11 protein-coding genes are annotated in these 11,480 nt (G+C 45.8%); 1 reads left to right on the forward strand and 10 read right to left on the reverse strand.

Going from position 1 to position 11,480, the window contains the following annotated elements; genetic code table 11:
• Positions 1 to 19: 19 nt before the first annotated feature.
• The 5 genes from HNP82_RS06430 to HNP82_RS06450 form a co-directional block, all read right to left on the reverse strand.
• Positions 20 to 802 (reverse strand): tyrosine-protein phosphatase, encoded by a 783-nt coding sequence (locus tag HNP82_RS06430; protein WP_207720573.1) that lies wholly within the window; start codon positions 800 to 802, stop codon positions 20 to 22.
• Positions 759 to 2,231, reverse strand: a complete 1,473-nt coding sequence (locus tag HNP82_RS06435; RefSeq protein ID WP_183772692.1) for a polysaccharide biosynthesis tyrosine autokinase — start codon at positions 2,229 to 2,231, stop codon at positions 759 to 761. The genes HNP82_RS06430 and HNP82_RS06435 overlap by 44 nt, the downstream gene beginning before the upstream one ends.
• Complete coding sequence (locus HNP82_RS06440; protein WP_183772694.1) at positions 2,224 to 3,648, reverse strand: polysaccharide biosynthesis tyrosine autokinase; 1,425 nt, start codon at positions 3,646 to 3,648, stop codon at positions 2,224 to 2,226. The genes HNP82_RS06435 and HNP82_RS06440 overlap by 8 nt, the downstream gene beginning before the upstream one ends.
• A 12-nt stretch (positions 3,649 to 3,660) precedes the next feature.
• Positions 3,661 to 4,482: a DUF5011/hyalin repeat domain-containing protein gene (locus HNP82_RS06445; RefSeq protein WP_183772696.1), complete on the reverse strand. Its 822-nt coding sequence runs from the start codon at positions 4,480 to 4,482 to the stop codon at positions 3,661 to 3,663.
• A 173-nt stretch (positions 4,483 to 4,655) separates the two neighbouring features.
• Positions 4,656 to 6,059, reverse strand: a complete 1,404-nt coding sequence (locus HNP82_RS06450; RefSeq protein ID WP_183772698.1) for a sugar transferase — start codon at positions 6,057 to 6,059, stop codon at positions 4,656 to 4,658.
• Positions 6,060 to 6,272: 213 nt separating this feature from the next.
• On the opposite strand from HNP82_RS06450, the gene HNP82_RS06455 reads away from it, so the two are divergent.
• Positions 6,273 to 7,217 (forward strand): tyrosine-type recombinase/integrase, encoded by a 945-nt coding sequence (locus HNP82_RS06455; RefSeq protein WP_183772700.1) that lies wholly within the window; start codon positions 6,273 to 6,275, stop codon positions 7,215 to 7,217.
• A gap of 435 nt (positions 7,218 to 7,652) precedes the next feature.
• On the opposite strand, the gene HNP82_RS06460 is transcribed toward HNP82_RS06455, so the two are convergent.
• The 5 genes from HNP82_RS06460 to codY form a co-directional block, all read right to left on the reverse strand.
• Complete coding sequence (locus HNP82_RS06460) at positions 7,653 to 8,135, reverse strand: NADAR family protein (protein ID WP_183772702.1); 483 nt, start codon at positions 8,133 to 8,135, stop codon at positions 7,653 to 7,655.
• Between the two features lie 28 nt (positions 8,136 to 8,163).
• Complete coding sequence (locus tag HNP82_RS17825) at positions 8,164 to 8,376, reverse strand: hypothetical protein (protein ID WP_207720574.1); 213 nt, start codon at positions 8,374 to 8,376, stop codon at positions 8,164 to 8,166.
• A 422-nt stretch (positions 8,377 to 8,798) separates the two neighbouring features.
• Complete coding sequence (tsf, locus tag HNP82_RS06470) at positions 8,799 to 9,725, reverse strand: translation elongation factor Ts (protein WP_183772704.1); 927 nt, start codon at positions 9,723 to 9,725, stop codon at positions 8,799 to 8,801.
• Positions 9,726 to 9,753: 28 nt separating this feature from the next.
• Positions 9,754 to 10,512: a 30S ribosomal protein S2 gene (gene rpsB, locus HNP82_RS06475; protein WP_183772706.1), complete on the reverse strand. Its 759-nt coding sequence runs from the start codon at positions 10,510 to 10,512 to the stop codon at positions 9,754 to 9,756.
• A 161-nt stretch (positions 10,513 to 10,673) separates the two neighbouring features.
• Positions 10,674 to 11,441, reverse strand: a complete 768-nt coding sequence (codY, locus tag HNP82_RS06480) for a GTP-sensing pleiotropic transcriptional regulator CodY (protein ID WP_183772713.1) — start codon at positions 11,439 to 11,441, stop codon at positions 10,674 to 10,676.
• Positions 11,442 to 11,480 lie beyond the last annotated feature (39 nt).

Raw genomic sequence — 11,480 nt, forward strand, 5'->3', positions numbered from 1 at the left:
AACAGTAACAATTCCGCCATCAGAGATCGCCGGATGACGGCCTGAAAATTTTCTTTCCCCGGACGATCTGTTCCGGATTTTTATAAAGCAGCAGCCTTGGGCAGGACGTTCCATAATTTTGGGCCAGTATTTGGAACAAAAGTTCCAGATTTGTCGTCCGCCGCCACGGGCTGTGAGCATCGGAGGCAGCCACGTCCACCATTCGGCGGGTGAGAAGATAATGAGCCGTCTTTTGAACGCCCCGGCCAAAACTTCCAAGAATGCTCCCTTTGTTCATCTGGATCACCGCGTCCATCTCCCTCCATTCCCGGACATGAGCCGGGACTTCCTGGACACAGGCATAGCGCTCCGGGTGGGCCAGAACCGGGTACAGTCCGATACGGCGCAGCCGGTCAATGCCGATATAAATATCTCTTGCCGGGCCGTCCATGGGAAATTCCACAAGGACATAGGCGGTATTATTGATGGTGAGCAGCTCCCGGTTTTGAAGCCGCTCAATATAGGCCCCCTGGGCGAAAATTTCCATGCCGGGATAAAGGTTAAGCTCCATATCCTCGGAGTCGAGGAGCCAGCTAAACTGTTCCAGAGCCCTTAAATAACTGGCTTTTTCTTCGGCACGGGCATTTCCCGGAAGATTGGCGTGGGTCGTGGCAGCGATGCCTTCCACCCCGCAGTCCACAGCCTGAGCGGCCATCTCAAGACTGTCCTCCCATGAGTGAGAGCCATCGTCAAGTCCTGGAAGAATGTGGGCATGAAGATCAATCATGGTTCTCACCATATTTCCCATAGCCATACTTGCCATAGCCGTATTTCCCGTAACCGTAGTAACCATAGCCATACCGGCCGTAACCGTAATAGCCGTAGCCGTTGTGATGGACAGGCACACTGTTAAATACATAGCCTAGAATGGGAACGCCGGTATCTTCCATGGCGCTGACGCCGTCTAAGACGCGGCGCTTCTGAATGAAATCATAGCGAGTAATATATAAAATGCTGTCCGCATGGTCTGCCAGGACAGAGGCGTCGGAAAACAGATCACAGGGCGGCGCGTCAATAATGATCAGATCCATGGTCTTTTTGCAGGTGGTAAAAATTGTTCCCATCGTCTTACTTCCCAAAAGCCGGATGATCCGGCCAGAGACACGGCCTGCGGCCATGGTGTAGACTCCGCTTTCCTTATCCCGGAAAATGGCTTTTTCAAGAGCTGTCTTTCCGGAAATCACATCTGCCAGTCCATGATCGTGAACATCCCCATGAAGGGGGGCTTTTTCTTTTTTGCGAAAATCCCCGTCCATGAGCAATACTTTTTTGCCGTTGGAGGCCGCTGTCAGGGCCAGGTTCCTGGCGATGACCGACTTGCCCTCCCCGGAAACAGTACTTGTAATAAGAAGAACTTTTCCTTTGTCTTTAACCAGCTCCCTCTCAAGACGAACCCACAGGCTGCGCACAGCCTCTTTGAAATTCTGGGGTGTCTGGCTGCTCTGGCAGGAAATTTCCCGGCGGGTTTGTTTTCCACGGGCCTTAAAACGGACTTCCGGAATATCGCCAAGACACTGAAGACTTATGGATGTACTCAGCTCTTCCGGTTTTTGGACAGTTTTCTTAAAAAAGGCTGCGGCAAGTAAAAAAACAATGCCTGCAGCGGCTCCCGCCAGTCCCCATTTAGCCATAACCTGGGTATAATCCGGGGTGTTGTAAGGTTGGGTCGGTTCCTCCGGCTCCTCGATCATGTTAAACCGGGTGGCTCCGATAACAAACCGGGAGACGCTTGGATATACCCGGATCACCGATTCCAGGATAGCTTTCGCATCGGAGGGGCTGCTGCTTGTCACCGACATAGTGATCAGGTTGGAGTCTGAAACAACCTGGGCAGAGATACTTCCGTTGACCACATCCACCCCAAGATCTTCTTTAATAGCGTCGCTTAAAAGACTGCTGCTCAATATGTATGGAAATGTGGCGGCAAGCTGCCCGGCAGTCAGGTTGTCATAGTAAAAACTGAAGCCGTCGCTGCTGCCGCTGGCTGTCACAACTGTAAAAGACGCGGTGGAGCGGTACATGGGATAATAGGAGGCGGCGTTTTTTATATAGCCTGCCGCAGCCCCAACAACTGCCAGTATGGGGATGATCCACCAAAAGACTTTAAAGATCCGCCAAAAGGCAAAGATCAGGGCGCCAAGGTCAATGACATCATCTTCCGCCTCTGTGCGCACTCTGTTTTCATCAGCCAAGTTCCCCACCGCCTTCCTGTCCTCTATATTTATGGTAACTGCCGTAACCTGCTCCCGCAGAATGTCCGATGACGAAATCCTTCTGGAAGGCGTTCAGCACAAATCCCGCGAAATCAATGCCGCTGCGCCGGATAGCATCGGCGGAGTCGTTAATGGCCCGCACATCGCTCCAGTCCTGGCGCACGACCAGAACGGCCACATCCGACAGCCCCATGAGAAGTTCAGCGTCAGAGCAGGCAGCCATGGGCGGCGTGTCCACAATGACATAGTCCACCATGCCGCAGCAGGCGGTGAGGAACTTTTTCATCCGGTCTGATGACAGCAGGCTTGCTGAATTTTCCATCCCTGTGTTTTGAAATACAGAGAAAAAGTGGTCTTTCCGGTTATAGGATAAAAGATCGTTAGCCTGACATTTTTCCTGGAGATAATCCCCCAGCCATCCTTTAACGGCAGACGGACGGTCAAAAATCCGGTACTGGGCCGGCTTTTTTAAGTCGCAGTCTATAAGGATCACTTTCTTTCCCTTTTCAGATAACGCCAGGGCAAGGTTTGCGGCCACAGAAGATTTTCCTTCATTTTCCGAGACACTGGCCACAAGAAGAACCTGCTGGCGGCGCTGGCGCATATGATGTTCCAGGCGGGAAGCCGCCTTGCGCAGGCTTTCCGCGAAATCCATGCTGACTGTTAAAGAAGAGATCAACAGAGATCTTTTCTTTTTCCTAAAAAGCTCTTTCCATGTAAAAAACTTGCGCTCATAGGAAATGATGCCAAGAATCTTCCCATCAAGGTTTCTGTGTGCCCCTGTCCTGGTTTTTACAGTGAAGCGCAGCGCTGAAAGTCCGGCGATAATCAAAATAACGGTCCCCGCTCCTGCGGCCATGGCAAGATTCCTGATCCGGCTCATGTCCAGTGTATTGGAAGGGCCAAAGGGTACCGACGGTTCCCGGACTATGCGCAGGACCGCGTTGGTAAACAGGTATTCTGAAACTGTATTGTAATTATCTAACGCTGATGTTATGATCAAATAAGCCTGTTTTGGATCACCAGAAGTGACGCTTAAATTGATCAGGTTTGTCTCCTCAATGACCGTGGCTGTGATCTCACCGTCAATATGGTCCACTCCAAGATCTTCACAGATCCGGTTTTCCAGCACACTGCTGCCAAAGATCTCGCCGAAAACCCCGGCCATCTGGCTAGTCAGGCTCAGGGATGTGTAAGCACTGCTGCTGGATGTGGTGTTCACTGCCAGTGTGGCTGTGGCTGTATACTGTGGGACATAGGTCAGCTTTTCTACGCCGGTGACTGACAGCCAGGCCGCCGCCGCTGCCGCCGCTATGACCCATAGATTTTTCAGCAGGTCTTTGAATATACTTCTCAGGCTGATCTCGTCCAGCCGAAACTCTCTGTTTTCACCCATAAGACCCTCCTTCTAATCTCTCACAATAACGGTCAGCCAGGTTTCGCCCCACTGTCCGGCGTCGTTTTCCGCGTAATAGTGAACTTCATAGCATCCCGGCGTCTGTGTATCTACAGAAGACTCGGTCTGGATTAGCCCGCTATCCAGAAAGGTTCCGGACACATTTTCCAGACTTTGAATATAATCTCCGGGATCAAAAGTTTCCCCGGCCAAAATATAGGCTATGTAAGATGTCAGCTCAATGGAAAGGGCCTGATATCCCGGTTCCACTACATGGACCGGAAGGGATTGCTCCTCCACATCGCCAAAACTGTTGGTAACTTCCACATCAACATGGTATGTTCCCGCCTCCTGGGTATTAATATCAGAACCGGTTTCCAGTACAAGGGATGACAGATCCCCGTCCAGCATATCTGTGGCCCCGACCAGGCCCGTAACAGAGGCGTCATCACCCACTGTAAAGACCAGCGGCTGACTTAAAGTCAGCTTTGGGGACTGGTAATCGGTAAATTGCACCTGGCGGCTTAATGTGGCTGCCTGATTGGATGAATCAAACACCACATAACTTAAATTGCACAGACCGGGCTGGATAAACTGAGAAAAATCACCGACAAGTATATCTTCTGTCAGGTCACCGTCCCGTTCATCCCAGGCGCTTAATCCTTCAAGAAGATCCTCCTGGGTGTAGTCTGTAGTCACTTCAAGGATATCCCTGTCGCTGCTCATGGAAGGCAGCGTCGGATCGGCGTCTCTGTTTTCCTTAAACCCCCCGGCGCCATACAGACCAATAGCAACAACTAAAAATATCACTACAAGGACTCTGATCAATCGCATTTGCATCGCTCCCGAATTTTTGTAGTTACTATTCGCAGTCTGATTTACAGCAGGTACCCATCTTCTTACGGGCAAGCTCGACGAATCTGTGTATCTGCTTCAAATCGACTGTGAATAGTAACTTTTTGTAAACATTCGGCCTGCAGCCGAACAGTTTTTTCACAAAAGATGTTTTACACTGATCCTTTGCGCCGAAATACGACTAACACTGTTTTCAGCAGTATCTTTATATCAAGGCTCAGACACCAGTTGCGTATGTATTCATTGTCCAGTCGGACAACTTCCTCAAAATCTGTGATCTCGCTGCGCCCGCTGACCTGCCACAGTCCTGTAATCCCCGGACGCATGGCCAGACGGCTTTTATGATGAGGCTCATACTGAACATACTCATCCAGCGTAGGCGGCCTTGTACCGCACAAGGACATATCCCCTCGCAGCACGTTAAAAAACTGTGGAAATTCATCCAGGCTCGTATTTCGCAAAAATTTTCCAAAAGGAAAGATTCTTGGATCATCGTCGATTTTAAACATAAAGCCTTTCATTTTATTTTTTGCCATCAGTTCTTTTTTCCGCGCTTCCGCGTCGGCATACATGGAGCGGAATTTATAAATTTTAAATTGCCGCCCGTTTTTTCCCACGCGGATCTGAGAGAAAAATACTGGTCCCGGCGCCTGGATCTTAATAACCGGCGCCACAAACACCGCCAGAAGCAGTGTGATCAGACATCCCACGCACCCTCCGGCAATATCCATCCCTCGCTTTGCGGCTCTCTGCCACAGGGCAGTGGGCGCAATGCTTCGGGACAGGGTCATAATGCCGTTAATAGTGTTTACCTGATAGTTGAGAAAATTATCTTCAATCTGCACAACGCTGCAGTGAACACAAATCCCCATATTCAGCAGCGTCTCCTCGTATTTTTTCAATTCCTGCCCGGCGTCATAAAATAAAATGTCATCTACCACATTTGAACGGCAATATTCCAGAAGATTTTCTTCATTTCCTGACACAGGAACACCCAGAATCTCTTTGATTCCGTCATAGGTTCCATCCAGAACAATGATCCCGCACAGTTTTACCATGCCGTAAGGATTTTTCAAAAGCCGCTCCACACATTTTTTTGCGCAGCGCCCATGAACTGCCAGCAGGAGCATCCGCCCCTTATCCGGAGCGCTTGTCCTTTGCCGTATCCTGCGTTTTCTCAGCACATGGCAGACATAAGACAAAACAATGTCGAAAATCAGGTAGATCAAAAGTATCATCCGGCTATAGTTATCCTCCGGCCGCACCGCGTACTGGTAAACAAGCAGCACGATCACAAGAAGTATACTGTTAATGATCACCGTCTTTAATTCCTGTAAATATCCCCGCCTTAAAATTCCGGAGTAAGGTTCCGCAAAAAAAACACAGCAGACAAACAGGATCGGCATTTCCAGAAAGATATGCCAGCGTCCGCCCATAAGATTGGCGGCTCCTGACGTCAGCAGAATTGACAAAAATAAAGATAGTTCAATGCAGATCAGATCAAACAAAATAAAATCAATATGCTTGACCCACTGATTGCTTTTTTCATAACTCATAGATTCATCCCGTCACTTGTTTGTTTTATTCTGCGCTTCATCTGCAACAGTCCAGCCATCTGAACGATTTCTCTTATTTCCCTGTAAATCGCAAAATAAGCTCTCACAATGTCACAAAAACAGTCATAATAACATTATCTTTAGTCACATTTAGCCACTTTTTATGTCATCTATCGCAAAGTAAAATACTTTGTGAAATGAGGAGGAGATTAAATGAATTTTGTAAAATTATTAAATGAATGGCTGAAATATATGGAGGCCCAGGTAAAGCCATCCACATATTCCTGTTATCTTAGACTTGCAAAAAAACACATTGAGCCCTATTTTTCCGGGATATCTGCGGAAAACATTAACCAGACGGTGATTTCAACTTTTATTACAGAAAAGTTAGAAAAAGGCCGTTCCGACGGGCGGGGCGGGCTTTCGGAGAAAACAGTGAAAGATATTATGTCCGTCGTCAACAGCGTGTGTAAATACGGGGACACGGTCTACAATGTGAAAAGACAACCTCTGCTGAAATGGCATTATTCCAATATCAGTAAGCCTGTGCAGATTTTCACCGTTGAAGAGCAGAAAGTTCTTGAAAATTATCTTATTTTGGATATCACGCCTCAGAAACTTGGAATTTTGATCTGCCTTTACACAGGGATGCGCCTTGGAGAGATATGTGCCCTGACATGGAACAATGTGGATGTTGAACGAAAGGTATTTCATATCGAAAAGACGGTACAGCGGATCTACGCCAAAGATATGCTAGGGACACATATTTTTATCGGATCGCCAAAAACACAGTCTGCCATACGGGACATTCCTATTGCTTCCCGCCTGCTGCCCTATTTGTTTTCACACAAATCCCAGGCTGAGCCTGCGGCTTGTGTGATCGACAGCCAGGCAAGGATTTTCCTCGACCCACGATCCTACCAGCTTCACTACAAGTCTCTGCTTCACCAGTGCGGGCTTCCTTATCGGAACTTCCACACACTGCGCCATACCTTTGCCACCCGGTGCGTTGAAATGGATATGGATGTGAAATCTCTCAGCGAAATTCTAGGACACTCAAATGTGAATATTACATTAAACCGATATGTCCACTCCTCCATAGAGCTGAAACGGAATCAAATTGAAAAGTTATGTCAGATCGGCAACGCAGTTTTATGATTCAAAATATTTAGTCATAGAAACCCTGTTGCAGAATAAGAAAATACCTGCTGACAGGCCAAAAGAATTTGACAATTTAGAGTTGTTTATATATAATGTACTTCGTAAAGTATTTTACTTTGCGAAATTATCTAAATTTGTGCGACTATTCAGACGTAATCACGACGATTCTCAATATAAGCTGAAGAATCTTACCGGCATCGCAGAATAATTGCAAACCGACAGGTACATAAAAAGACAGGAAAGATCAGATTCCGCTCATCTCTTTCCTGTCTTATTTTTACACCATTCATCAATTTCATTCAAAGGAGATCAGACAAATTTACTTCTTTATTTTTGCCGCCGGCCTTTCCAGACGCCGCATTTCTTCCTCTCTTGCCTTTTGTTCCTCAGCCAGTCTTGCCTTGGCATCCTCCACAGATTCACCTTCTTTTGTCAAGACGCTTGATGCCTGATATCATCTCTAACTTGCATCAAAATTTTACCCAACAGATTTTGCCCTCTCCATTTATCAATGCAGAATCTGTTCTCATCTTTCATAGAAAGACCAATTCCCCAGATTCTGTCTTTTACAGCGCATTCCGCAATTATTTCTTTACCTGTCTTCTCCAGTTTTTCAGAAAGTTCAGGATTCTGACGAAATTTTTCGCGTACGCCTCTGCGAACAATTTCTTCTCTTACCTTTATCCAGATCTTATCATCAAAATGCTGTACAGCTCTGCCTAATGCTTTTATTTCCGCCGCATTATCTGTCTGCAATATTTTTCTTGCTGTCTCCTGATCTTGAAACAGCAATGCTTTTTCGTACATCATATATTGTTCCATTGACGAAAATGTGACACCGCCAACTGTAAATTCAGTTAAATACCAGTTACTCAAATAACCATTCTCTTCTTCAGGATTATGAAAGCAGATCATATTTCTCCTCCTATAGCTATCAGCAGCTTTACCGCATATTAAGTCCACACTGCTCTCCCATTTTACAGACAGCCACCTGCAGATCAAGATCATGTAAACCAGGATATGCTTCAAACATAAATTCAACTGGAAGAAGTTTAACAACTTCCTTACTGGACATTTTATATATCCATTGAAACAGCGCGTAAAACTGTCCAATCCAGTTTGGAGCAAATCCTCCTGATTCTTTTCCCTGTTTCATTTCATATTTATCATTCTTGAGGAAGTAATTAAATAAATCTTCTGCATCTGTTTTCCAAAAATGATATATTGGAAATTCTTTAAAATTTTTTTGTTCCTCCTCTGTTAGTTTGGCAAAGTGAATTTCAGCAGCTTACTGTGTCCCTAAAAGTAAATAAACTCCTACAATGCAATCTTCTCGTGTATTTGTACTTTCCCCCAAATTATACAAAATAGTTATTTCATCTATATTAAACTCTCGACACCGCTTGACTGTTTGCAACTTATTCACAATTTTTACTTGATAAGATGCCAGGGTCAAAAGACCTTTTGACCCCAACATCTGGTGCCTCTGAAATCCAATTACTAAAACGCAAAAAAGCCCTTGAAAATGCCCGTCTTACGGGATTTTCAAGGGCTTTTTGCACCTTTTACTTTAGGAAATTACATTCCTGCCTGCTTAGCTACCTCAGCAGCGAAATCGTCCTCGCGTTTTTCCATACCTTCACCGGTCTCGAAACGAACGAAGGATTTGATCTTAATGGAAGTGCCAACTTCTTTGGCAACGCTGTCCACGTATTTCTGAACAGTGAGATCACCGTCTTTTACATAAGCCTGGTCAACAAGACAAACTTCTTTCAGCTCTTTGTTGAGACGGCCGATAATCATCTTCTCAATAATGTTGTCCGGCTTGTCCGGATTTTCATTTTTAGCGGCTGCCTTTAAGATTTCTTTTTCGCTTTCAATGAAATCTGCGGGAACTTCGCTTCTGTCCACATATTTCGGATTTAAAGCGGCAACCTGCATTGCTACGTTCTTGCCGCACTCTTTTACAGCTTCGCTGTCGGAATCTGTCTCAAGAGCTACAACAACACCGATCTTACCGCCGGCATGGATGTAAGATGCAACAATACCGTTGTCAATGGATACTTTCTGGAATCTGCGGATGCTTAACTTTTCGCCGATAACTGCGATCTTCTGGGAAAGTGCCTGCTCTACAGTAAGAGATGTATCCTCAGCCCATGGTTCTGCCATAAATGCTTCAAGAGTTTCAGCCTTTGTATCAAGTGCCTGAGCTGCAACTTTTGCCACATATGCCTGGAAATCCGCATTTTTGGCAACGAAGTCTGTCTCAGAGTTAACTTCAACGATCGCTGCTGCTTTTCCGCAGTCACAGGCTTTGATCGCAACGATACCTTCAGCCGCGATTCTGTTAGCCTTTTTAGCCATAGCTGCAAGACCTTTTTCTCTTAAAAACTCTACAGCTTTTTCCATATCGCCGTTGGTCTCAGTGAGGGCCTTTTTGCAGTCCATCATACCAGCGCCAGTTGATTCTCTGAGTTCTTTTACCATTGCTGCTGTAATTGCCATGATTAATTCCTCCAAATAAATAATTGTTTTAAGCTTCTTCTACAACTTCTTCTTCGGATTCAGCTTCAACAGCCTCTCCCTCAGATGTACCCTCGTCATACTGCTCGCCCTGGTTAGCCTCAATAACAGCGTCAGCCATCTTGGAAACAATCAGTTTGACAGCTCTGATAGCGTCATCATTACCTGGGATGACATAATCGAGTTCTTCGGGGTCACAGTTTGTATCCGCAATACCGATTAATGGAATACCTAAGATATGAGCTTCCTGAACGCAGATTCTCTCTTTTCTCGGATCAACAACGAAGATCGCATCCGGAGCTTTCTTCATATCTTTGATACCGCCAAGGTTCTTCTCCAGTTTTTCCCATTCTTTCTTTAATGCTGTAACTTCTTTCTTAGGAAGAACATCAAATGTTCCGTCCTCTGCCATAGCTTCGATCTCTTTCAGTCTCTCAATACGGCTCTGGATTGTCTTGAAGTTTGTCAGCATACCGCCTAACCATCTCTGGTTTACATAATACATGCCACAGCGCTCAGCCTCTGTCTTGATAGCGTCCTGAGCCTGTTTCTTTGTACCAACGAAAAGGATCTTGCCGCCGTCAGCAACGATATCTTTGATAGCGTTGTAAGCATCGTCAACCATACCTACAGATTTCTGTAAGTCGATAATGTAGATACCATTTCTTTCTGTGTAGATGTATGGAGCCATCTTAGGGTTCCATCTTCTTGTCTGATGGCCGAAATGCACACCGGCTTCAAGTAACTGTTTCATTGAAATAACACTCATGATATACCTCCTGGTTTATACTTCCGCAGATTTCATCTTTTCCGGAAACCGCCCTTTCCTCCGAAACGGCGGCACCTTTCCGCAAAATCGACCTGCGTGTTAATTTTTACCGAAAAGATTATAGCATAAAAGGCCCGCATTAAGCAAGCCTTTTCTTACGCTTATTTCAGTTTTTTCAATTCATCGAAGACCACATCATTCAGCACTTTAATATATGTGCCCTTCATCCCCGATGAGCGGGACTCAATAACCCCGGCGCTCTCAAACTTGCGCAGAGCGTTGACGATCACTGAGCGGGTAATCCCCACCCGGTCCGCGATCTTGCTGGCAACAAGGATTCCTTCATTTCCGTCAAGTTCCTCAAAAATATGCTGAATGGCCTCCAGCTCCGAAAAAGATAAAGTGCTGATGGCAGACCGCACAATCTGAATTTTTCGCGTTTCTTCCGCATTCTCCTCGTTGACAGAGCGAAGCATTTCAAGTCCTACAACGGTTGTTCCATACTCGCTGAGAATAATATCGTCAATTTCGTAGGGAGTGCTGTCACGGTAGATAAACAGCGTTCCCAGCCGTTCCCCCGCGATATCAATAGGCGTAACAATGGCTTCGTATTTTGAAACCCCATCGCCTGTAAAACCTAAAGTGATCAGATTAACATTTTCCTTTGTAGACAAAATACTTAACAGACGTTCATTTAAAAGGGTATCTATATGCTCTCCCACATTGTCACAGATCAGTTCGTGGATCACAGTGATACCGGCGCGTTCTTTAATACCAAGGACTTTTCCTTTTTTGCTGATCACAAGAATATTGGATTCCAGAATCTCACTGAGGACTTCGCAGATATCATTAAACACAACCATATTTGAGTTGTTATTGTGAAGCAATTTGTTTATTTTTCTTGTCTTATCAAGCAGTTGTACACCCATGTGCTACCTCCTGAACTGTCTAACTTTTTAAATTATATA

Origin of the sequence: Catenibacillus scindens (genome assembly GCF_014202115.1) — a bacterium.
Taxonomy (GTDB): Bacteria; Bacillota; Clostridia; order Lachnospirales; family Lachnospiraceae; genus Catenibacillus; species Catenibacillus scindens.